Source organism: Arthrobacter rhamnosi, assembly GCF_054510855.1.
The window spans coordinates 698,438-719,242 of record NZ_JBTNDT010000001.1 but is presented as its reverse complement, the minus strand read 5'-3'; the positions used below and the strand labels follow the sequence as shown (position 1 = coordinate 719,242).

Genomic DNA, 20,805 nt, shown 5'->3' with positions numbered 1-20,805 from the left:
AAGGGCACGGCCGCTATGAGCAACGGGCAGAACCCGCCTACTCCCGCCCCGGTCCACCTCCTGGAGCTGGACGGCGTGGGCAAGCACTACGGCAACATCATCGCCCTGAGCGATGTCAGCATGACCGTCGACCAGGGGCGGGTGTCCTGTGTGCTCGGCGACAACGGCGCCGGCAAGTCCACGCTGATCAAGATCATCGCCGGACTGCACCAGCACGACGAGGGAACGTTCAGGATTCTGGGTCAGGAGCGCAGACTCGCCAGCCCCCGGGAAGCGCTGGATGCCGGCATCGCCTCGGTGTACCAGGATCTTGCCGTTGTGCCGCTCATGCCCATCTGGCGGAACTTCTTCCTGGGCTCCGAGCTGACCGTCGGCAAAGGTCCGTTCAAGCGGCTGGACGTCAAGCGGATGAAGACGGTCACCAGGAAGGAACTGGCGGACATGGGCATCGACCTTCGCGACGTCGACCAGCCCATCGGTCAGCTCTCGGGCGGCGAGCGGCAGTGCGTGGCCATTGCGCGTGCTGTCTACTTCGGTGCCAAGGCACTGATCCTGGACGAGCCGACGGCGGCACTGGGTGTGAAACAGTCCGGCGTCGTCCTTCGCTACATCCTGCAGGCGCGTGACCGGGGGCTCGGCGTCATCTTCATCACCCACAACCCGCACCACGCCTACCCGGTCGGTGACAGGTTCCTGCTCCTCAAACGCGGAAGAAGCATCGGCTGCTACGACAAGAAGGACATCGAACTCGATGAACTCACAGGTCTGATGGCCGGCGGCGCCGAACTTCAGGAGTTGGCCCACGAGCTGGCGGAACTCGGCGGCCACACCGACGTCGTTCGCGAGGTCCAGTCCGACGCCGCCGGGACGGGTCGGCGGCCTGAATAGCGGTTGTGTCCTACTCGCTCCGGGTCCTACAGCGGAGCCCTCGAGGAGGTAGGGGCCGGGTCCGCGGGGAAACTGTCCGAGTCCTGTCACCACGACCCGTCCGCCGGCGTGGCGTCCGGTTCCATGCGGTAGAAGGACCGTCCGTTCTCGTGCAGCACCGCCGGCAGAGCCGACTCGCCGAGAGCCTCGGCTATGAGGGGAATATCGGTGGCGGCGAACGGCCGCCGGGCTCGGGTGGACGGCAGGTCGGTGCCGAACATGAGAGCGGTCGGGTTGACGGCGTGGATCGCGCGCAGGGCCTCGACGACGTCCAGCGTGACGCGCCCGAAACCCGTCGCCTTCAGACGCATGCCTCTTCCCACCAGTCGGAGCAGGACCTCCCGATTGGCTCCACTCATTCCCAGGTGATCGATGCTGACCCGGGGCAGCTGCGCCAGCGTCGGTTCGAGTGCGTCCAGATCCGTTGCATCGACATACAGTTCGGTGTGCATGCCGGCGACCGCCGCAACCCGGGTGCTCAACCGTAGGAGTTCGCCGACGCTCTCGGACCCTCCGCGGTAGAGGTTGAAGCGCACAGCTCGAACACCGGCGGCGGCCAGTTCCTCTAACCCGGAATCAGGAATATCCGCAGGAAGATTCGCCACACCCGCGAATCCCGGTCCGAGCTCTCTGAGGGCATTCAGCAGGTAGTCCTGGTCGAAGCCCTGGAAGGACCCCGATACGACGACGCCGCCGGACATCCCGAGAGCCTTCGTCCGGGAGTGGTAGTGGTCCACGGTGAACTCAGGAGGGAGGAACCCATCATTGGGTATCAGCGGAAACCTGGGATCGATGATGTGGAAGTGGCTGTCGAAGATGGCGTGCGTCATGCCTTATTGCTACTCCATCACTGGTTCATCTGCCTGGTCGAACCCGTGTGCGCCGTGCCGTTTCCGCTGACGGTTGCCCCCACCACCGGCCGGTGCCGTCGCGGGCCTGCCCTGCGATGATGGGGGACGACGGAGCTCGTTTCGGCAACGGGCCGTCTTGTTTCCCGGACAGTAGGAGGAGGGGTTTCTGTGGTTGCGAAGGCAGTTGGGGTGGTGGTGACCGGTATGGGTGCCATGACTCCTGTAGGGGGTACGGTCGACCAGACCTGGAACGAGCTCGTGGAGGGCCGGTCGGGCATCACGGTCCTGGATCAACCATGGGCGCAAGAGCTGCCGGTGCGCCTCGCCGGGCTCGTCGCTACGGATCCCGCTGCAATGCTGTCCACCAGGGAATACCGGCGGATGGACCGCTGCGGGCATCTGGCAGTCGTGGCATCGCGTGAGGCATGGGCCCAGGCCGGGCGGCCCGGCGTTGATCCCGACCGCCTCGCCGTGGTGATCGGATCCGGCTACGGAGGTCTGGGCACGGTGGTGTCACAGGTCCGGAACCTCGATACCGGCGGACCACGCCGGGTTTCCCCTCATATGTTGACGCACATGATGGTCAATGGTCCTTCTGCGTGGGTGTCCATCGATATCGGCGCCCAGGGAGGGGCCCGCACTCCAGTGAGTGCCTGCGCCTCCGGAGCCGAAGCGATCGCCCAGGGCGTCGAGATGATCTCCTCGGGTGCAGTGGACGTCGTCGTCGCTGGGGGAGTCGACGCCTGTGTGAACGAGCTGGCGATCAGCGGCTTCGCTCAGCTCCGAGCGCTCTCCACGAGCAACGATGATCCTACCGGGGCTTCTCGGCCTTTCGACCGGGACCGGAACGGGTTCGTGATGGCCGAGGGCGCCGGCATCATCGTCCTCGAGCGGGAAGACTTCGCCCGGGGGCGTGGAGCTGAGATTCTGGGGCGGATCGCCGGGGCCGCGGTCACGTCCGACGCCGGCGACATCGTGGCAGCCGACCAGGCGATACAGCACCGCGTCATGCAGAAAGCTCTTGCATCGGCAGGGCTTTCCGGATCCGATGTCGGCTTCGTCCATGCGCACGCTACATCGACCCCTGTCGGTGACCTTCTGGAGGCGGGCGCCATCGCTGCTGTCGTCGGAGAGGACGTTCCTGTCACCTCCACCAAGTCCATGACAGGACACCTGCTGGGGGGAGCCGGGACGCTCGGTGCCATCGTGACCATCCAGGCCCTCCGGACCGGACTGCTGCCAGGCACACTCAATCTCGAAAACCAAGACCCGGGAATCAACCTCAACGTCATCAAGACCACGATCGAGTGCGCCGGCTCGGAAACTGCCATCACCAACGCATTCGGCTTCGGCGGTCACAGCACCGCCCTCGTCATCGCTGCGGCATGAGAACCGGAACGGAATCCCCGGCGTGCAGATGCCTCTCCTCACGGCACGAGGATGATCTGTGACTCGCAGGGTAGCTCGACGCCATTCGGGGTCTCGAAGGCGATGGGCAGGGCCTGCGCACGGGACCATTGCGTGCTGTCGGTGACCTGCACATGCACATGCGGTTGTGTGCTGTTCCCTGAGTTTCCGACCTCGCCAAGCACCTGACCGGCTTCGACCAGGTCGCCGACACCGATGCGGACCGAATCCTTCCGCAGGTGGGCGACCAGCACGAAGGGCCCGCCGTCGCCCAGGGCGATCACGACGTGATTGCCGGCTATCGCGCTCGCACCCCGCTGGATGCGCTGCGCCTGTCCCGCCATGTACGAGATGAGCGTGAGTTGTGATCTTCGGGCCTCATGGTCGTCTTCGCCGTCATGGGCGATGACGACGGTGCCCCTGCCGGGTGCCACGACGGCCGCGCCGAACCCGAAAAACTTCTCCGGCCGTTCCGTCGCCACAACCGCCCGCCAGTTCCAGGGCGCTGACCGCCCGTAGGAATCAACGGGGATGAAGTCGATGGCGAAGGCCGTTCCCATCAGGTCCGTGCCGTGACTCGGCACTCTTCGCGCGGGGCTGTTCCGTGCCCGGAACCTACCCGTGAGCGGGTACTTCAACAGGACCGTACCGCCGTTCGGCGGAGGTGACACCATGCGCTTCATTCTCCTGCGCTGACCTCAGGCAAGCCAGACCGCGCCTCAGGAACTGATCTCCGGGCTGATGGACATGTAGCAGTAGCTGGTCAGCCCACGATGAAGACGGAACTGAGTCCGCTTGTGAGGAGACTGCTGGTGGCCAGGAGCGTGTAGGGGCCGGATGCCGGGCCGCCGACGGTGAGTCCAGTGAAGGTGGCGATGCCGTTGACGGCGTTCACGGTGGTGCTTCCGCCGAGGTTGCCTCGGGCTCCCGTTGCGCCTGTGCTGGTCCTGAGCTCGAGGGTCGCGGCAGCGGTACTCGTCGTCCTGTTGCCGTACTGGTCCACGATGGTTGCGGTGATGGTGGGAGAGAAGGGGACACCCTTGCGCACGTTGGTGGGGTTCTGCAGGAACTGGACCTGGGCCGGTGCGGCCGCGGTGATGGTCTGCTGTTGTGCGGCGGACGTGAGGTTCGCGCCGGTGACTGTGAGGGTGGGTGTTCCTGCGGCCGTATCGGCGTAGTACAGGGTGGTGCTCGTTGCTGCTTCAGGGATGGTGATGGTCGGGGTGCTGGTGGTTGTTCCGCGCGTGGTGGAGAAGATTCTCGTGCCGGCGGAGGTCGAGGTGAGGTTGAGCAGGGTTCCACCGGCAGGGGCGGGGGAAGGGTTGCCGAAGCTGTCCTCGAGCTGCACCGTCATCGGTCCTACGTTCGTGGTGCTCGACGCTTGTCCTCTGGTGGGTGCGCTGAGGTAGGTCAGACGTGCCGGGGCGGCTGCGCGAACGGTGACTTGCTGGCTTGCATTCGTCAGACCCGGCGCGGCGACGGTGACCGTTGGTGTACCGGCCAGTGTGTCGCTGTAGTAGAACGTGGTGCTGGTGGCGCCGGCAGGAATGGTGATGGTGCCCGTGGTCGTCGCGCCCTGGGTGCTGGAAACCCTGGTGGTGCCTGGAGAGGTGGAGGCGACGGTCAGCGTCGTACCCTGACCGAGTGCGGTGACGGGCAGCCCGGCAGCGTCGCGTAACTGGACGGTGATGGGACCCAGGGTAGTGGTTGCCGTCGCGGTACCTGTGACAGCCGGACTGGTGATTGCCAGTTGCGTGGCAACCGGGCTGGTCAGGGTGATCGCCTGGGACGCGGCCGGGAGGCTGCCGGCTGTTGCGCTGATGGTGGCGGTACCGGTTCGTGTATCACCGTAGTAGAAGGTGAGCGAGGAGGACCCTGACGGGATGGTGGCAGTGGCTGCGGTAGCGGTCGCTCCCTGCGTGGGGGAGAACACTGCGGTTCCGGTGGTGGTGGAGGCGAGACGGACAGGGACTCCCGCAGCCGGCGCGACCACCGGGTTGTTGAAAGGGTCCTGGAGCTGGACGGTGAGAGGCCCCAGATCCGCCGTGGTGGAGGTCGTCCCGGAGAGGGGCTGTGTGGTGTAGGCCAGTTTCGAGGCTGGAGCGGCGGTGACGGTCTGTGTCTGGGACCCCGCGGTCACACCGGTGGCGCTGACCCGGACCACGGGGGAACCCGCCCTGGTATCGCCGTAGTAGAACGTCGCGCTCGAGGCTCCGTTGGGGATGGTGATGGTCGTGATGGGTTGCCCGTTGGGGCTGGCCGCGAAGGACGCGCTTCCGGCGGTGGTGGATGCGAGGGTGAGACTCAGTCCACCTGAGGAAGCGGTGATGGGTGTGCCGGCGGAGTTGACGCGCTGAACCGTGATGGGGCCCTGCCCTGCTGTTGCTGACGCGATGCCGTTCGTTGCGGCGGTGGTGAACACGAACACGGACGCGGTCACGGCGAAGCCCGTACTGGTAGCTGCGGGGATGCCGCTGCTGGTGGCGGTGAGTGTGTACCCTGTGCCTAGCTTGTCGAGGTGTAGGTCGCTGAAAGTCGCGGTGCCATCCGTGCCGGTCGTGGCCGTGAGGGTGCCGGTGAGGTTGCTTCCGCCGGGGTTCGCGCCGATCGCCAGGGTGATGGGCTGGTTCGGCGTGCGGACGGGCACCCCCTGCGTGGATTGCAGTGCCACCTGCACAGAAGGAGTGATCGTTCCGTTCGCTGCGACATCACTGGGCTGAACCGTGAAGACGAGTTTTCCGGCCGTGAGCGTGACGCTTCCGCTGGGATTGCTCGTGGACGTCCAGGATTTGTGGACTGCCGTCACCGTGTAGGTATGAGGCCCCGCGGTCGGGGGAGAATCTGTACAGCTGGTGGCTGTGATGCTGCTGCCCGGCGTCGTGCCGCAGGCAGGTGATCGAACGCCATTGGTAGAGCGGACCACGTAGTACGCGACCGGTGTCAGGACGCCGACCGGCGCGGTCCAGGATACCGGGACAGCCCCGGTGGTGGTCGACGGGACGGTGACGCTGGTCGGTGAGGCCAGGAACCCGGTCGAGACGCTTCCTGTTCCGCTTCCGGCACTGGTGTAGGCCGCCTGGGCTGCCGGGGACGCGGCGACCAGAAAGGAGAGGACAGCTGCGGCGCTGATGATGAATGCCAGTACGACGGCGACCGGTGGCACGGACAGTGGGCGTGAGGACTCCCGACGTGACCGCCTCCTGTCCGGAGCGGCGGATAAATCAGTCCTGGCATTCATGGGGGCTCGTCGTTTTCACGCTGTAGGAGGTTGCTGACCGGGAGTCACCGACACCCGTTGACTGGTGCAGGTGGAGGTGCACCGTCGGTGGTGCTCGAACTTACTGGCCTGCGGCATCAGGTGGGACGCCGGTATGCGCCCCACCCGAGGTGATCAGCGGGCGCTGAAGTACAGCGGGACGGTCGCGTTCTTGCAGGCGTCCTGATTGGTGGTGAGGTTGTTCATGGTGACGGTCACTGTTCCCGACACACTTGCGCCGGAGGCGATCTGGCCGGCAGTGATGGTCGGCGTGCCCACCGTGTAATCCGATGCCGAGCACCCCGGGACGTCCGTCCAGGCGGTGCCGGCAGGACCGGCGACCGTGACCGTGACCGCTGCGAGGTTCTGCGATCCGGTGCCGGGGTTCGTGACGGTGAACGGCACGGTCTGGGTCGGACCCCCGGGGGTCAGCGCGCCCCCGGCTGCGGTGCCTGCGGTGACCGTGAAGGGGGTGCTCGTGCCGGTGCTGACAGATCCTGTGCCGGCGCCCATCGAGGACCAGAACGCGAACGCACCGCTACCTCCCACGATGAGAGCCGCGGTGACAGCGGCGATTTTCTTCTTGCGGTGAGTGCGAGTCCGTGAAGTGGTCATGATGAAGCTCCTTGAATGAGACCGGAAGCGCATGCGAGACCTGTATCGATGAGACAGAAGGAGCTCGCCCCCTGAGCGGGACTGCCGGGATGAAAACCTGCTGAGAGCCAACAGGCGATGAAGATGGTGCGGATGAATCAGGTACTGGTACTGGGCTTCGAGGATGCAGCCTCAGCATCGTCGGACGTATGTCCGAGCGAGCCGAAGATGCGTCCCGCCTGTCGTCAATCGGTCCTGCTACCCCTATGCCGCAAGACTGATTGGACCCACCTTGGCAGCTCTCCCTAAGGGAATTCGGGGGAAACAGCGAAGGAAGCCCGAAGAAGGGCCGAAGGAGTGGTGGCCGTGCGCTACCGCCGTCCGGGCGTTGGGTACGGATGGAGCTGAGAGATCTGCTCACCCTAGCTGCGGCGGCATCGGCGGTTGTCGTTGTCTTGGTAGCAATACTGGGCATAATGGGCGCTTAGTAGTAGGCCGTGTTCGCAGGATGTGAGTCCGTTGGTTGGCATGGCAGTAGGAGTTATGGGGCATCTTGGGAGGCTGGTTCCGGCTGCCCACCACTCCTCAAGGGGGACGGTCGTGTGGGAGTGGATCAGGTATCGTGCGCTCATCCTGGCTGTGTTGCCGTTCGCTGTCGGCGTTTCCCTGTGGTTCCTGTCGGAGAACGCTGGTGGATGGGACGGACTGGGATACTTTCTCGCACTTATCCTTTCAGTGCCGGTGCTGGCTATGATGGCTGCTTTCTCCGTGAGGTTTGCCTTCCGAAAGGATGATGATCTTCGCAGGCTGAAAAGAACCTCAAAGGTTGCCAGCATATTTTCGCTTTCCGTGTTCGGCAGTCTGGTTCTGATCGGCATCGCCGGAGTCGTCGAGTCGCTTTGGGTTTGAAACGGAGTGCCGGCTGATATTCCTCCCGTACGAGGATCCCATTGGGGATGCTTCATTGATCGCACTTTGAACGCGTTGGTTTCAAACATGTACGGGGAGTGGTGGAAGATGCGGTCGCCAGGACCGCGTTGCTTACCTGAATCTGCATGCCTCGTACTCATATCCCCACATTGCTTACTTAGATCGTCGTGTGCTTGTGCGGCGTCGGAGCAATGCGTCGGTACAGTTCCGGCAGGGGACTTATTCCGGATGCGTGCAGCAGCTCGTATTCCGTCCTCTTTCTTTGCTCCACTTCACGCTTGCGACCTAAGGGGACTATTTTGACTCAGCAGCCATATCAGAACACGCAGGACATCAGGGGCATCTCACCCGAAGCCAGCAAGGCCAAGACAACCAGCCTGGTGCTCGGCATCGTCGGCCTGTTCATTCTCGGCATCATCCTCGGACCGCTGGCCATCATGCAGGCCAACAAAGCCGAACGGCTGGGAGAACGCGCGACTGCAGGAAAAGTGCTCGGCTACATCTGCACCATTTTCGGCGTCATTGCGCTGATTTTCACCGTCCTCAGGTTCATCGGCTAGCGCACCAGCTCCGCGGCGCCCGGCGAAGTAGCGGGAGAACGCGGTAGGGGGGGTAGGACACCTGCAATGGCGTCCCACCCCCCATTCCTGCAGAACATCATTGAAGCCCTCCGTGGCGCTGAGGCAGTCGTGTCGCCGTCGTCAGGGCATGTATTCCATTTCGATTTTCTGTGTCCAGGATCCGAGGTTCTCCTGCACGAAGGCCCAGTCGATGTTCTGGCGGGTGAACTGCTCGTCGAACTCGATGACCGCGGGCTTGGCGCTCTCGAGTGCCTTTTCATTGACCGGCAGTGAGCCGAATTCAGCTGCCCATTCGCCCTGGACTTCACCGCTGCCAAGCCAGTCGATGAACTGCAGTGCCTCGTCCTGGTTGTCCGAGCCTTTGACGAGTGCGACCTGCTCCACAGCGTAGGGGACGCCGACTTCGGGACTCACCGCGCCGGAGGTCACACCGTAGGTTTCTTCACCTCCCGGGATGGAGGAGGAAGACATCTGGCCGAAGTCGACTTCGCCGGCGGTGAAGCGGGCGAAGAGGTCCAGGTCCCTGACAGCGGAGACACCGTTCTCGAAGTACTGGTCGATCTGCCGCCAGCCCTCGTCGCTGACACCGAGATCACCGGACTCGTCCCTGTATCGGGTGAGGATTCCCGCTATGACGAGCTGTGTCGTAGCTGCCTCCGTCCCGCTTCCGCGCTCGTACCGGTCTTTGTATTCATCCTTGGTCCACAGGTCGGTCCAGTCCTTCGGAGCGCCGGCTTCGGACACCGCGTCCGCGTTGTAGGTGAGTACGATGGCTTGTTCTACCAGCGGCCAGTACGCCTTCTCGTCTGCTGGGTCGGCGAGGGATTCATCGACCTCGGCGGACCACTTCGGCGTGTAGGGCTCAAGGACGTCTTCCTTTTTGAGCTGCTCGTAGTAGACGTTGTTCAACCCATATACGACGTCGGCGGTCGGGCTGCCCTTCTCGGCGATCAGCGTGTGCGTGGTGTGCCTGCCACCGGCACCGACGATCTCGATGTCGAACCCGGCCTCTTCCGCCTCCTTCTGCAACCATTCGCCCCGTCCATCGGAGCTCGAGTTCGTGTAGATGACCAAGGGCTTGCCTGCACCCGCTGTCGGTGCAGACCCGCGCTCGGAGGCGGGTCCGCCACAGGCTGTCAGTAAGGACGCTGCGGTAATGGTCAGGGCGATGAGAGTTGTTCTCTGGGACACGGTGGATTCAATTCCCTAGTAGCAACACTGCGTGCACCGATCCCGTGCACAAGTGCTGTAAGTGAGCGTGCTGTGGGCCATCAGTGCACCACCTCACGGTCTCGTTCTTCAGTGAACAGCGATGACCAGGGCCTCGAACGGCAGGTTAACTTGTCAAGCACCTGGGCGACACCTCCCGAGAGGATCCTCTCCGTACGGAGTATCTGCTGGGCGTGGTGGTCGACCAGCCTTCGGTGTCGCCTCAGCGGTGACCTCTCCGCACCCTGCTGGTCTGTACAGGGAATACCGGCTCACGGGAGACTGACGCCGTGCGCACACTGACCTTCGCCATGAACCTGAGCGTGGACGGCTACATCGCCGCGTCCGGCGACGACCTCGGCTGGGGCGTACCGAGCGACGAGCTGTTCCAATGGTGGTCCGACCGGGTGGGGGCGACGGGCCTGGCGCTGTACGGGCGGAAACTGTGGGAGACGATGAGCTCCCACTGGCCTACCGCCGACCAGCAGCCGGGGGCCACGCCGGCCCAGATCGAGTTCGCCCACCGCTGGCGGGACATGCCGAAGGTGGTGTTCTCCTCGACGATCAGGACGGTCGACTGGAACACCCGCCTGGTCACCGGCGACGACGTCCGCGAGATCACCCGGCTCAAGGCCGGCGACGGCGGCCCCACGGACATCGGCTTCATGGACATCGGCGGTGCCACACTCGCCGCGGCGGCCATGCGGGCCGGGCTGATCGACGAGTACGCCATCGTCACCCATCCGGTCCTGGTGGGGGGAGGCACGCCGTTCTTCACGGCCCTGGACGGCTGGGTGAACCTGAGCCTGGTGGAGACGCGGACGTTCCCCGGCGGTGTCGTCCTGACGAGGTACGAGACGAGGCGCTGAGCGCCCGACGTCGGATCAGCGCGGGATTCGGGCCACCCAGGGACCCGGTGGCGCTGCTTTCGACGTCTGGGATGCCCCGGTTAGGCTTTCACCATGCCACGATCGGCCGCTCTGATCCGAGGTGTGGGAGGGCCCACTGCCATGAGGATGGCGGCGCTACGTGCAGCCCTCGAGGACAAGGGACTCGACGGTGTAGCGACCTTGCAGGTAGCGGGCAACATCGTCTTCGACCCGGGCGAACGTTCGACGGCGGCCTGCGCCGCCCTCATCCGACACACCGTGCGTGAGAGGTTCGGCCATGATCTCCCCGTCGTCATCCGCTCACACGAACAACTGGTCGATGCCGAGCGGCGCAACCCGTTCATCGGATCGCAGGAAGGTCGCTGGGTCATGACGGTGTTCCTCGACCGGACACCGCACCCAGCGACCAGCCTCGATCCTGCCGCAGGAGCACCGAACGTCTTCGCTGTGGACGGTTCCGAAGTATTCATCCGCTATGCCTCTGGCGTGGCGGGTTCGAAGCTCCAGTCCACGTGGTTCGAGAAACGGCTCGGTGTTGTCGGCACCGCCCGCAACGCGAATACCGTCACGAAGCTCATTCTGCTCACGGCCTGACACGACGGGTACCGGATCGAAGTGATTCCGCCTCACGCCCTCATCGGCGAGAACTAGGCAGGTTTGGCATACTCGGCCGCGCTCATGATCTCGTAGGCCACGAACGTCTCATCATTCTCGACCCAGGCATCATGGCCCGCGGGGATCGAATAGGCGTCACCGGCGTGGATCGTGGTGCGGGTTCCGTCTTCCATCTCCACTGCGAGAGTTCCAGCGGCGCAGACTCCTAGATGGTTGTTCTGGCAGCTCTCGGTGTGGACCACTGTCTTGACGGTCTCGGACCATCGCCAGCCGGGCTCGAAAGTGAACCTGCCCAGTGTGGCGTTGCCGAGGTTGACGACATCGACTTCGGTCTTGGGTGGACGACGCTTCTCATCGGGTTCGTTGAACGATTTAGTTTCAAGCGCATTGACAGTTATGGCGGGCATCTTGTCCTCCTCGGTGGGTTGCTTGTAACCGTTGCACCGGAGAAGAAACCACGCGCTCCGGGAATGAGGCTCGGCGGGCGCCGGTGGAGGCACTTGGTCAGGCCCGAACACTTGCGAGTGAGGCTAACAGCGTGCTCCCAGCCCTGGCGTATGTCAACGTGGGTGGAGCGCCCTGCTCTCGGCCGTTCCCTTGCAGCAATCGTCAGGTAGCCCAGCCCCGGGCTATGGCGTCCAGCGCGGAGTGGAAGGCCCCAGCCCAGTCGGTGCCCGGCTGGCCCATCTGTGCCAGCTCGAGGCTCACCAGTCCGTGCACCTGGCCCCAGATCGCCACAGCAACCATCTCAACGGGCGCCGGAAGCAGGGCCCCGGACGCCTGCGCCGCCGCGACAGCTTCTTCGAGGGGTTCTATGGCACTGCCGGCCGCCTCCGGACTGGGCTGGCAGTCCACGAAGGCAGCCATGGCGCCGCCGAACATCAGTCGATACAGTGCGCGGTGCTCCAGTGCCCAGGCCCGGTAGGCGACACCCAACCCCTGTAGCCCCGCCGGGGCGGCGGCTACCTGTGATTCCCGGAAGGACCGGAACCCGTCGTCCACCACGGCGGTCAGCAACTGCGACTTCCCGCCGAACAGCGAGTAGACGGCGGTGGTGGAGGTGTGGGCGGCCGAGGCAACGTCCCGCATGGTCACCCGCGCGGGCCCCTCGCGATCCACGAGCTCAGCCGTGACCGCCAGCAGCTCCTGCCGCAGGGAATCGTTGTGGATCACAGGTCTTGCCATGCGTCCCATTGTTCCATAACCTTGTTTTGTAACAACGTTATCGAAGGTATGTCCATCACTAGCTAGGAGATCCCATGGTGCAGGTTGTCTTTCCGGGTCGCTATACCGCCGATCCCGGGCTGGAGTCAGTGACGGTGTTCCTGATCGGCATGCGTGCAAACCGGTGGTGGAAGGTGCGGGCGGTGGGCAAGGTGGCAAGCGCAATGCCTCGCATGCTTCAGCACCTGGCCGAGGATCCTGCGTCGGGAATGCTCGGATGTGAGCAGTGGTTCGGCCGGACCACCATGGTCCTCAGCTACTGGAAGAGCCCGGAACATCTCCGCACGTTCGCCGCTGACCGGGAGTCTCCGCATCTTGAGCCCTGGCGCCGGTTCATGAAGGAGACCGCTGGAAGCGGGGACGTGGGTGTCTGGCATGAGACCTACCAGGTCCCGGCCACCGGGATCGAGACCATCTACAATGGGATGCCGCTTTTCGGCTTGGCAAAGGCTACTGCCCACCTGCAGGTAGGAGCGGGGACCAATACTGCCAGGCAGCGAATGGGTCGGCTCGGGGCGACGAGCAGCCGAATGACGTCCCCGAACTAGCGACGTGTACGGGGCCGGGAGTAGCGGGTCAGGAGATCATTGAGCGCCAGGGTGGCGACGATGATCGACACGGCGACACCCGCGAGCATGACGTAGAGCCCGATCAGCATCACCATCGGCGAGCTCGCGTCGACCAGAAAGCCGATACCGCGCACTGCTCCGACAACCCACAACACAGCCACGGCAAGTAGCGCCGCAATCGACGGTAGGGCCCCCTTGTTGTCCCTGAACCATCGCACTTTCCGTCCTGCGCCATTCCCCCTGAGTGCCATGCTCCCAGTGTCCGACCCGCCGATAACAGAACGGGCGAGGTTGCGTCTCAGCTGGGCCACAATGTGATCGCGCCAGCGGAGATCGGCAAGGTGGGGCATGGGCGACTGTCGACACTTCATGAGTGGGAGCCTTCACCTATGGCTGAGACTCTCAGGACACATGAACAAGGGCTGATTCGGTGATTGTCCCGGTTCCACGGTCACCGCCAGCGTGAGGTGTGCACGCCGACAGCCGGCAGAGACACGACCACGGCAGCTACGACCACGGAGTGACCGCGCGCTTCTGTTGTTCGCCGTCGATGACGAGATCAAGTCGCTCGTCGAAGAACGCGACGTAGTCCTGCACGGCGGCTGCGTCACTCAGCGGGTGCTCGTACTGCCACGCGATGTCATCCACTTTCCTGTCGCCGACGATCGCGGAGTACCAGGTCGCATAACCCTTGTACGAGCACATGGACCTTGTCGAGCTGCGCTCGAGCGGCGCGACGACGTCCTCGATCGGAAGGTAATACCGGGCAGGCAGGGTCGTCTCGAACAGCATCCGCGCTCGGGTGGTGTCGGCGAGGACGTGGCCGTCGAGCATCAGCTGCACATGCCGGGAGGTGCCTCGAATGTCGATGCGACCGTAGGGGTCATGTGGATGGCTGATGATCTCGTCGTCTTCCTCGAACCAGCTGTCGAAGTCGGCGAACGCGAGGATCACGTAGTTGGCGAGACCGGGGTCGCGTGCACGGAATCCAGCTGCCGCAGCGTCCGTTCCCGCAACGCGCACCTCGACCGGCTCTCCCGGCGTCGTGCGCACATCGAACGGGATGCGCGGGTCGAACACGGGGACCTCCGACAGGTCGGGAAGCATGAATCCGACCGCACCGTCCTCGAGTGCCTCTGAGGTCCGACGCGAGATCTCGGCGCGGATGTCCTGGGTCGGCACGGCGTACCCGGGCACGACCCGGCGCGGCTCCCATACGAGCATCGCTCGCGTGGTGTCGACGACGGTCTGCCCGCCGAGCGTGGCGCGGATGCGCTTCACGGTCGGCTCGTATCTCAGCTTTTGGACCAACTGGCCCATTACATCCCGCATGCGCACGCCGGGCGTAGCGGCGTCGTCGTCGAGCGGGTCTTGTGAAGGGCCTGACATGCACTCACGGTAGACCTGCGCTGCCGCGTCCGGATAGTGGCGGATGGCCGTGCAGTCGTCTGGTGGCCTATGGAGGATCGACTGTCGGGTAGATCGTGGCGGGCTACGGCCCAGTCTCGGCTGCCACGAAGCTGTCCCCAGCCAAAACGGCTCTCGGCGATGAAGTCTTGAAGATGGCTCTGCACGAAGCGAACGAGGGTGTCTACGCCGTCATCACGAGGGAGACTGCTGAAGACGCCGGAGCTGCCAGCGCCCGAGCCGACCGTCCGCAATCCACCCCGTTACGGAGCGCTGTCGTTCAGACGCTGGAACATCAGGTGATCCTGCCACTGGCCGGCGATTTTCAAATACCTCGGTGCGCAACCGTACTGTTCGAAGTCGGTCTTGGCCAGGACCCTCCGAGAAGCAACATTATTGACCAGGGTCTCTGCCTGCACTCGGTGGAGCTTCAGCTGGGTGAAAGCGAAGGCGACCGCTGCTCGGACAGCGTCTGTCGCTAAACCCATACCTGTCTGATCCTCTGCGAGCCAGTACCCCATGCTGCACGACTGGAACGGACCGCGGACGATGCCGCTGAGTGTCAATCGGCCGGCAATCACGCCGTCATCGTCCAGAACAACCCAGGGCATTGCCTCACCACGGGCATGACGGGCAAGTGCTACGTCAATGTCGGTCCGCTGTCCCGCCACAGTGAAGTAGTCATCCTCCCGAAGGGGCTCCCACGGTGCCAAGAAGTCTCGGTTGCGTACCTGCAACTCCATCAGCTCTTCGTCGTCACCAGGTACGACGACGCGAATCCGGGAATTCATGACCTCAACTTTCAGCCCCGTGTGAGGCGTTCGACCTGCCAGGGTCTGGTCGTGGTGGAGTTGTAGTGCAACACTGGCCGCATGGTCGATGCAGCGAAGGCATTCAGCGGTTTCTCCGTGCGGCAGATCCCGGAAGCGAAGGCGTTCTACGAGGGCGTACTGGGGCTGCCTGTCACGGAGGAGCACGGAATGCTTTGGATCGATCTGGGCGCCGATCACCGCGTCCTCGTCTATGCCAAGGGCGCCGCACATGAACCGGCGTCGTTCACGGTCCTGAACTTCCCGGTGACGGATGTCGATGCCGCGGTCGATGAGCTCGGTGCGAAGGGCGTGGAGTTCCTTCACTACGAGGGTGTGACAGACAGTAAGGGCGTGAACCGGAACGGCGGGCCGCTCATCGCCTGGTTCACCGACCCATCAGGCAACATTCTGAGCGTCCTGGCCGCGCCCTGACACCGCCGTACCTCACCGGAGGCTCCGACCTTCGACGGGTTGCAGCCGAGAACCTTGATGACATGGGGAACCTCATCGACGATCGTCCTCGGCAGGTCTCGAAACGGGCCAGCTCCAACGAGCTCATTCCGCACTACCAAGCGACGAACTCGCGCAGTGCGGCCAGGAGGCGGTCGACGTCGTCGTCGTCGTTGTACGGCGCCAGCCCGATCCGCAGGGCGGCGCTGTCCTCGAGGTCCAGGCGGCGGAAGGCTTCGTACGCGTAGAAAGAACCGGCCGGCGCGAGGATGTTCCGCTCCGCGAGGAATCGGTAGGCGTTCGCGGAGGACCGGCCCGGGAACGTCACCAGCAGTGTCGGTGTCCGGTCCTGGGCTTTGGAGTGCAGCACGACGGCGTCACCCAGTTCGGCCAGCCCTGCCTCGATGCGGGAGCGCAGGGCGTGCTCGTGCTCGTCGATCACGTGAGCGGATGCAAGAAGGCGCGCACGGCGGCCGGTCGCGGCGCCGGGCGCGATCGCGGCGAGGAAATCCACGGCCGCGGTGGCGCCGGCCATGATCTCGTACGGGAGGGTGCCGAACTCGAACCGCTCGGGCACCGCATTCGTGGAGGGCAGCAGCTTGTCCGGCCGCAGCGTCTCCAGCAGTTCCGGGTCGGCAACAAGAACGCCGCAGTGGGGTCCGAGGAATTTGTAGGGCGAGCAGGCGAAGAAGTCAGCTCCGAGCGCCTTCACGTCGACCGCCGCATGAGCGGTGTAGTGCACCCCGTCCACGTAGACCAGTGCGCCGACCGTGTGCGCGGCATCGGCTATGCGGCGCACCGGCGGTTTCGTGCCGAGCAGGTTCGACGCGGCGGTGATCGCCACCAGCTTCGTGCGCTCGGTCATCGCGGCTGCAACGGACGCTTCGTCGATCTCCGTGGTCTCCGGGTCGAAATCGATCCAGCGCACGGTGGCGCCGACCGCATCGGCTGCCTGCAGCCAGGGGCGGATATTGGAGTCATGGTCCAGGCGTGAGACGACGACCTCGTCGCCCGGCTGCCAGGTCTTGGCGAGGTGGCGGGAGAAGTCGTAGGTGAGCTGCGTGGCGCTTCGCCCGTAGACGACGCCGCCGGGATGCGCCCCCAGCAGGTCGGCCATCGCCTCCCGGAATTCGCTGACCGCCGAGTCGGCGTTCCTCTCCGAGTCCATGCGGACACCGCGGTTGGATAGCGGCCCGGTGATGGCGTCGGCTATCGCGGCTCCTACGGCGGCGGGAGCCTGTGTTCCGCCGGGCCCGTCGAAATGGGCGGTACCGGTGAGGAGGGCAGGGAAGTGCGCACGGAAGGCCGCGATGTCCAGGATCATGTCGTTACTTTCTCAGGTGAGCGTCGATACGGGAAACATCACGGGCGAGAGCCGAAAGGGATCCGTTCGGGAGGTTTGCTCTCATCACGATGGCTGTCACTGCCCGATGGTGCGTCGACACGGGGTGTCGACGGTCCGGTCGTGGCCCGGCGGCGATTCCGCGGGAACGCTCAGCTAACCTAGAGCAGTGACTTACGAGATCGAGATTGGCCGAGGCAAGCGCGGACGCAGGGCATATTCGCTGGACGATGTGGCGGTGGTGCCCTCCCGGCGGACCCGTGATCCGCTCGACGTCTCCGTGAACTGGCAGATCGACGCCTACCAGTTCGAGATGCCCGTGGTCGCGGCGCCGATGGACTCGGCCATGTCGCCGGCCACGGCCATCGCGATGGGCCGCCTCGGAGGCCTCGGCGTCCTCAATCTCGAAGGGCTCTGGACCCGCTATGAGGACCCCCAGCCGGTCCTCGACGAGATCGCCGGGCTCAGCACCGAGAACTTCAGCCCCGCCGCCACCCGGCGCATGCAGGAGCTGTACGACGCGCCCATCCAGGCCGAGCTCATCACCAGCCGCCTGGCCGAGATCCGTGAGGCCGGCGTGACGGTCGCGGGTTCGCTCACGCCGCAGCGGACGCAGCAGTTCTACAAGACGGTCCTCGCGGCCGGCGTCGACATCTTCGTCATCCGCGGCACCACCGTGTCCGCCGAGCACGTGTCCAAGAACGAGCAGCCGCTCGACCTCAAGAAGTTCATCTATGAGCTCGACGTCCCGGTCATCGTCGGCGGCGCCGCCGGCTACACGCCTGCGCTCCACCTCATGCGTACGGGTGCCGCCGGTGTGCTCGTGGGCTTCGGCGGAGGAGCGACGACGACGACGCGCAGGGCCCTCGGGATCCACTCGCCGCTCGCCTCGGCCATCGCCGACGTCGCCGGTGCCCGCCGCGACTACATGGACGAGTCCGGCGGCCGGTACGTGCACGTCATCGCCGATGGCGGGATGGGTGCGAGCGGCGACATCGTGAAGGCCATCGCCATGGGTGCTGACGCCGTCATGCTCGGTTCCGCGCTCGCCCGCGCGGAGGAGGCTCCGGGCAAGGGCTGGCACTGGGGCCAGGAAGCGCACCACCACGAGCTCCCGCGCGGCGACAGGGTCAACATCGGGACCGTCGGCCCGCTCCAGGAAGTGCTGTGGGGGCCGTCCCACCACACGGACGGGACGTCGAACCTGATCGGAGCGTTGCGCCGGGCCATGGCCACCACCGGCTACTCGGACCTCAAGGAGTTCCAGCGGGTAGAAGTGGTGCTCTCGCCCTATATCTCCAACGACTGATGGGATTAGAGTTGGCCTAGCTCCCCAGGGGCGCTCAACCTCCCAATGAAGGGTCTGGCCATGGCATCCGGCGCACTCAGTCCGCAGAACCGTGACGACGCGCTCCGGGCGCTGAGGGCGACCTCCGAGCCAGGGCAGGAACTCGACCTGCTGATCGTCGGGGGAGGCGTGGTGGGCGTCGGAGCGGCGCTCGACGCCGTCACGCGCGGCCTCTCCACCGGCATCGTCGAGGCCCGTGACTGGGCGTCCGGGACATCGTCGCGGTCGTCCAAGCTGATCCACGGCGGCCTGCGCTACCTGGAGATGCTGGATTTCGCCCTGGTCCAGGAAGCGCTCAAGGAACGCGGGCTGCTGATCCAGCGCATCGCGCCGCACCTCGTGAAGCCGGTGCCGTTCCTGTACCCGCTGACCAGACGGTTCGTGGAGCGTCCCTACGTCGGCGCGGGGATCGCCCTGTACGACGCCATGAGCATGAGCGGCGGCAACTCGCGCGGGGTCCCGTTCCACAAGCACCTGAGCCGGAAGGCCACGCTGCGCGCGGCGCCGAGCCTCAAGGACGACGCGATGATCGGCTCCATCCGCTACTACGACGCGCAGGTCGACGACGCGCGGTACGTGGTCAACATGGTCCGCACCGCCCAGCACTACGGTGCGCGGGCGGCGAACCGCGTAAGCGTGGTGGACTTCCTCCGCGAGGGCGAGCGCGTCGTCGGCGCGCGGGTCCGGGACCAGGAGAGCGGCGACGAGTTCGCCATCCGCGCCAAGCAGGTCGTCAACGCCACGGGTGTCTGGACCGACGAGACCCAGGCCATGGTGACCGACCGCGGGCAGCTCAAGGTGCGGGCCTCCAAGGGCATCCACCTCGTGGTGCCGCGCGACCGCTTCCAGTCCACGGTGGGGCTGATCCTCCGCACGGAGAAATCCGTGCTGTTCGTCATCCCGTGGGGCCGCCACTGGATCATCGGCACTACCGACACGGACTGGAATCTCGACAAGGCCCACCCCGCAGCGTCCTCGAAGGACATCGACTACGTGCTGGAACACGTGAACCGGGTGCTGAAACGCCCCCTGACGCGTGAGGACGTCGAGGGCGTATATGCGGGCCTGCGCCCGCTGCTCGCCGGCGAGAACGACTCGACGGCCAAGCTGTCCCGCGAGCACGTCGTCGCCCACCCCGTCCCCGGGCTGGTGGTCGTCGCCGGCGGCAAGTGGACCACCTACCGTGTCATGGCCAAGGACGCCGTCGACGAAGCCACCCGCGCGCTCGACGAGAAGGTGCCCGAGAGCTGCACGGAGACCGTGCCGCTGCTGGGTGCGGAGGGGTACCGGGCCGCGTGGAACATGCGGGCCCGGCTCGCCGATGACGCCGGAGTGCACGTCGCGCGCGTCGAGCACCTCCTGCAGCGGTTCGGCACCCAGGCCACCGACGTGCTGGACCTCATCCGGCAGGATCCCGGACTGGGGCAGCCGCTGCCGGGAGCGGACGACTACCTGCGCGCCGAAGTCGTGTTCGCCGTGACGCACGAGGGCGCCCGGCACGTGGACGACATCCTCACGCGCCGCACGCGGATCTCCATCGAGTCCTGGGACCGGGGGGTCTCCGCCGCGCCGGTGGTGGCCGACCTGATGGCGCCGTTCCTCGGCTGGAGCGACCAGCAGGTGGACCGCGAGGTGAAGCACTACCAGGCCCGCGTGGCTGCAGAGCGGCTCAGCCAGGAACAGCCCGACGACATCTCCGCCGACAGTGCCCGCATGGGTGTGCACGACATCGTCCCGCTAAGCTAGAAGGGTCGGGAAGGCCGCGATCGGCAGCCGCACCCGGTGCGCGGCGGCCGGTTCCCGGACCTCCGATGCTGGCGGGAACTTCGAAAGGCATCCAGTGAGCGACCTGTCCCTTGAGCTGCACGACGCCGTACTCACCACCCCCGACCTCGTGATCCTGGAGATGGAGGCTGCCTCGAAGGAGGACGCCGCGGCGCAGCTCGCTGGGCGGATGCACGAGGCAGGACGCATCTCCGACCTCCAGGCGTTCCTCGACCAGGTCAACTCGCGTGAGCACCAGATGGCCACGGGGCTTCCGGGTGGGGTCGGGCTCCCGCACGCCCGCAGTGAATTCGTCAATCAGACCTCGATCGCCGTGGGCGTCACGCGGTTCGGGCACAGCCTCGACTTCGGCGCGGTGGACGGCCCGGCAACGCTCGTGCTCCTCATGGCGACGCCGGCCCAGTCCTTCTCCGAGCACCTCGAGGTCCTCGCCACGATCGCGCGGAGCCTCTTCAAGGAGAACTTCCGCGAGTCCCTGCGCCGCGCGCACGACGCCGAGGTGATCGCCGAGCTGATCAACTCGTCGCTGGTGTTCTTCGACCACTAGGTCCCGGACGGCCCGGGCCGCCCGGAGATTCCGGCCCTGGACGGCCCCCGGACTCCAGGGT

Annotated in this window: 22 protein-coding genes; 11 read left to right on the top strand and 11 right to left on the bottom strand. The window is 65.4% G+C overall.

The genetic code is table 11. From position 1 onward, the window contains the following. The first annotated feature begins 15 nt into the window (after window positions 1-15). Window positions 16-888, top strand: coding sequence for an ATP-binding cassette domain-containing protein (locus ACX80I_RS03385; protein ID WP_459343744.1), 873 nt, complete (start codon window positions 16-18; stop codon window positions 886-888). Window positions 889-974: 86 nt separating this feature from the next. On the opposite strand, the gene ACX80I_RS03380 is transcribed toward ACX80I_RS03385, so the two are convergent. After that, complete coding sequence (locus ACX80I_RS03380; protein WP_459343743.1) at window positions 975-1,757, bottom strand: amidohydrolase family protein; 783 nt, start codon at window positions 1,755-1,757, stop codon at window positions 975-977. Window positions 1,758-1,946: 189 nt separating this feature from the next. On the opposite strand from ACX80I_RS03380, the gene ACX80I_RS03375 reads away from it, so the two are divergent. Then, complete coding sequence (locus tag ACX80I_RS03375; protein WP_459343742.1) at window positions 1,947-3,167, top strand: beta-ketoacyl-[acyl-carrier-protein] synthase family protein; 1,221 nt, start codon at window positions 1,947-1,949, stop codon at window positions 3,165-3,167. A gap of 38 nt (window positions 3,168-3,205) precedes the next feature. On the opposite strand, the gene ACX80I_RS03370 is transcribed toward ACX80I_RS03375, so the two are convergent. From ACX80I_RS03370 to ACX80I_RS03360, 3 genes are all read right to left on the bottom strand, one after another. After that, window positions 3,206-3,745 (bottom strand): M23 family metallopeptidase, encoded by a 540-nt coding sequence (locus ACX80I_RS03370; protein ID WP_459343741.1) that lies wholly within the window; start codon window positions 3,743-3,745, stop codon window positions 3,206-3,208. A gap of 203 nt (window positions 3,746-3,948) precedes the next feature. Then, the gene (locus tag ACX80I_RS03365) at window positions 3,949-6,348 is read right to left on the bottom strand and encodes a beta strand repeat-containing protein (protein ID WP_459343740.1); all 2,400 of its coding nucleotides are present in this window, start codon (window positions 6,346-6,348) and stop codon (window positions 3,949-3,951) included. A 228-nt stretch (window positions 6,349-6,576) separates the two neighbouring features. Beyond that, window positions 6,577-7,056 (bottom strand): hypothetical protein, encoded by a 480-nt coding sequence (locus ACX80I_RS03360; RefSeq protein WP_459343739.1) that lies wholly within the window; start codon window positions 7,054-7,056, stop codon window positions 6,577-6,579. A 507-nt stretch (window positions 7,057-7,563) separates the two neighbouring features. Here ACX80I_RS03360 and ACX80I_RS03355 point away from each other — a divergent pair. Both ACX80I_RS03355 and ACX80I_RS03350 read left to right on the top strand, forming a co-directional pair. Continuing rightward, entirely contained in the window at window positions 7,564-7,944 is a 381-nt protein-coding gene (locus ACX80I_RS03355; RefSeq protein WP_459343738.1) for a hypothetical protein, read from the top strand. A gap of 320 nt (window positions 7,945-8,264) precedes the next feature. Beyond that, the gene (locus tag ACX80I_RS03350; RefSeq protein WP_459343737.1) at window positions 8,265-8,525 is read left to right on the top strand and encodes a hypothetical protein; all 261 of its coding nucleotides are present in this window, start codon (window positions 8,265-8,267) and stop codon (window positions 8,523-8,525) included. Window positions 8,526-8,666: 141 nt separating this feature from the next. Here ACX80I_RS03350 and ACX80I_RS03345 read toward each other — a convergent pair whose 3' ends face one another. Next, on the bottom strand, window positions 8,667-9,737 hold the full coding sequence (locus tag ACX80I_RS03345; protein WP_459343736.1) for an extracellular solute-binding protein: 1,071 nt from the start codon (window positions 9,735-9,737) through the stop codon (window positions 8,667-8,669). Between the two features lie 308 nt (window positions 9,738-10,045). Between ACX80I_RS03345 and ACX80I_RS03340 the strand changes: the two genes are divergently transcribed. Together ACX80I_RS03340 and ACX80I_RS03335 are read left to right on the top strand one after the other, a co-directional pair. Beyond that, on the top strand, window positions 10,046-10,624 hold the full coding sequence (locus tag ACX80I_RS03340; RefSeq protein ID WP_459343735.1) for a dihydrofolate reductase family protein: 579 nt from the start codon (window positions 10,046-10,048) through the stop codon (window positions 10,622-10,624). 93 nt (window positions 10,625-10,717) lie between these two features. Then, on the top strand, window positions 10,718-11,239 hold the full coding sequence (locus ACX80I_RS03335) for a DUF1697 domain-containing protein (protein WP_459343734.1): 522 nt from the start codon (window positions 10,718-10,720) through the stop codon (window positions 11,237-11,239). A gap of 53 nt (window positions 11,240-11,292) precedes the next feature. Here the strand turns inward: ACX80I_RS03335 and ACX80I_RS03330 are convergent, their stop codons facing one another. Together ACX80I_RS03330 and ACX80I_RS03325 are read right to left on the bottom strand one after the other, a co-directional pair. Next, window positions 11,293-11,667 (bottom strand): cupin domain-containing protein, encoded by a 375-nt coding sequence (locus ACX80I_RS03330; RefSeq protein ID WP_301226433.1) that lies wholly within the window; start codon window positions 11,665-11,667, stop codon window positions 11,293-11,295. A 202-nt stretch (window positions 11,668-11,869) separates the two neighbouring features. Beyond that, entirely contained in the window at window positions 11,870-12,445 is a 576-nt protein-coding gene (locus ACX80I_RS03325; protein ID WP_459343733.1) for a TetR/AcrR family transcriptional regulator, read from the bottom strand. A 74-nt stretch (window positions 12,446-12,519) separates the two neighbouring features. On the opposite strand from ACX80I_RS03325, the gene ACX80I_RS03320 reads away from it, so the two are divergent. Next, window positions 12,520-13,032 carry a DUF4188 domain-containing protein gene (locus tag ACX80I_RS03320; protein WP_459343732.1) on the top strand — a complete coding sequence of 171 codons (513 nt, stop codon included), beginning with the start codon at window positions 12,520-12,522 and terminating at the stop codon, window positions 13,030-13,032. Here ACX80I_RS03320 and ACX80I_RS03315 read toward each other — a convergent pair. The 3 genes from ACX80I_RS03315 to ACX80I_RS03305 all read right to left on the bottom strand — a co-directional run bounded on the left by ACX80I_RS03315 (window position 13,029) and on the right by ACX80I_RS03305 (window position 15,251). Beyond that, entirely contained in the window at window positions 13,029-13,214 is a 186-nt protein-coding gene (locus tag ACX80I_RS03315; protein WP_459343731.1) for a hypothetical protein, read from the bottom strand. The two genes, ACX80I_RS03320 and ACX80I_RS03315, sit on opposite strands and share 4 nt — an antisense overlap. Before the next feature lie 346 nt (window positions 13,215-13,560). After that, window positions 13,561-14,442 (bottom strand): DUF427 domain-containing protein, encoded by an 882-nt coding sequence (locus ACX80I_RS03310; protein ID WP_459343730.1) that lies wholly within the window; start codon window positions 14,440-14,442, stop codon window positions 13,561-13,563. Window positions 14,443-14,723: 281 nt separating this feature from the next. Continuing rightward, window positions 14,724-15,251, bottom strand: a complete 528-nt coding sequence (locus ACX80I_RS03305) for a GNAT family N-acetyltransferase (RefSeq protein ID WP_459343729.1) — start codon at window positions 15,249-15,251, stop codon at window positions 14,724-14,726. Window positions 15,252-15,332: 81 nt separating this feature from the next. Here ACX80I_RS03305 and ACX80I_RS03300 point away from each other — a divergent pair, with 81 nt between their 5' ends. Beyond that, on the top strand, window positions 15,333-15,704 hold the full coding sequence (locus ACX80I_RS03300) for a VOC family protein (protein WP_459343728.1): 372 nt from the start codon (window positions 15,333-15,335) through the stop codon (window positions 15,702-15,704). A gap of 133 nt (window positions 15,705-15,837) precedes the next feature. Here ACX80I_RS03300 and ACX80I_RS03295 read toward each other — a convergent pair whose 3' ends face one another. Next, window positions 15,838-17,046: a cysteine desulfurase-like protein gene (locus ACX80I_RS03295; RefSeq protein WP_459343727.1), complete on the bottom strand. Its 1,209-nt coding sequence runs from the start codon at window positions 17,044-17,046 to the stop codon at window positions 15,838-15,840. A gap of 187 nt (window positions 17,047-17,233) precedes the next feature. On the opposite strand from ACX80I_RS03295, the gene ACX80I_RS03290 reads away from it, so the two are divergent. From ACX80I_RS03290 to ACX80I_RS03280, 3 genes are all read left to right on the top strand, one after another. Then, complete coding sequence (locus ACX80I_RS03290) at window positions 17,234-18,373, top strand: GuaB3 family IMP dehydrogenase-related protein (protein ID WP_459311433.1); 1,140 nt, start codon at window positions 17,234-17,236, stop codon at window positions 18,371-18,373. A 60-nt stretch (window positions 18,374-18,433) separates the two neighbouring features. Beyond that, window positions 18,434-20,158: a glycerol-3-phosphate dehydrogenase/oxidase gene (locus ACX80I_RS03285; RefSeq protein ID WP_459343726.1), complete on the top strand. Its 1,725-nt coding sequence runs from the start codon at window positions 18,434-18,436 to the stop codon at window positions 20,156-20,158. Window positions 20,159-20,252: 94 nt separating this feature from the next. Next, the gene (locus tag ACX80I_RS03280) at window positions 20,253-20,744 is read left to right on the top strand and encodes a PTS sugar transporter subunit IIA (protein WP_459343725.1); all 492 of its coding nucleotides are present in this window, start codon (window positions 20,253-20,255) and stop codon (window positions 20,742-20,744) included. Window positions 20,745-20,805: the final 61 nt, after the last annotated feature.

Bases quoted from the DNA above. Each gene is read 5' to 3' on its own strand.
- ACX80I_RS03385 (WP_459343744.1), top strand. From the start codon at position 16: ATGAGCAACGGGCAGAACCCGCCTACTCCCGCCCCGGTCCACCTCCTG.
- ACX80I_RS03380 (WP_459343743.1), bottom strand. From the start codon at position 1,757: ATGACGCACGCCATCTTCGACAGCCACTTCCACATCATCGATCCCAGG.
- ACX80I_RS03370 (WP_459343741.1), bottom strand. From the start codon at position 3,745: ATGGGAACGGCCTTCGCCATCGACTTCATCCCCGTTGATTCCTACGGG.
- ACX80I_RS03360 (WP_459343739.1), bottom strand. From the start codon at position 7,056: ATGACCACTTCACGGACTCGCACTCACCGCAAGAAGAAAATCGCCGCT.
- ACX80I_RS03355 (WP_459343738.1), top strand. From the start codon at position 7,564: ATGGCAGTAGGAGTTATGGGGCATCTTGGGAGGCTGGTTCCGGCTGCC.
- ACX80I_RS03335 (WP_459343734.1), top strand. From the start codon at position 10,718: ATGCCACGATCGGCCGCTCTGATCCGAGGTGTGGGAGGGCCCACTGCC.
- ACX80I_RS03330 (WP_301226433.1), bottom strand. From the start codon at position 11,667: ATGCCCGCCATAACTGTCAATGCGCTTGAAACTAAATCGTTCAACGAA.
- ACX80I_RS03325 (WP_459343733.1), bottom strand. From the start codon at position 12,445: ATGGCAAGACCTGTGATCCACAACGATTCCCTGCGGCAGGAGCTGCTG.
- ACX80I_RS03320 (WP_459343732.1), top strand. From the start codon at position 12,520: ATGGTGCAGGTTGTCTTTCCGGGTCGCTATACCGCCGATCCCGGGCTG.
- ACX80I_RS03310 (WP_459343730.1), bottom strand. From the start codon at position 14,442: ATGTCAGGCCCTTCACAAGACCCGCTCGACGACGACGCCGCTACGCCC.
- ACX80I_RS03305 (WP_459343729.1), bottom strand. From the start codon at position 15,251: ATGAATTCCCGGATTCGCGTCGTCGTACCTGGTGACGACGAAGAGCTG.
- ACX80I_RS03300 (WP_459343728.1), top strand. From the start codon at position 15,333: ATGGTCGATGCAGCGAAGGCATTCAGCGGTTTCTCCGTGCGGCAGATC.
- ACX80I_RS03295 (WP_459343727.1), bottom strand. From the start codon at position 17,046: ATGATCCTGGACATCGCGGCCTTCCGTGCGCACTTCCCTGCCCTCCTC.
- ACX80I_RS03285 (WP_459343726.1), top strand. From the start codon at position 18,434: ATGGCATCCGGCGCACTCAGTCCGCAGAACCGTGACGACGCGCTCCGG.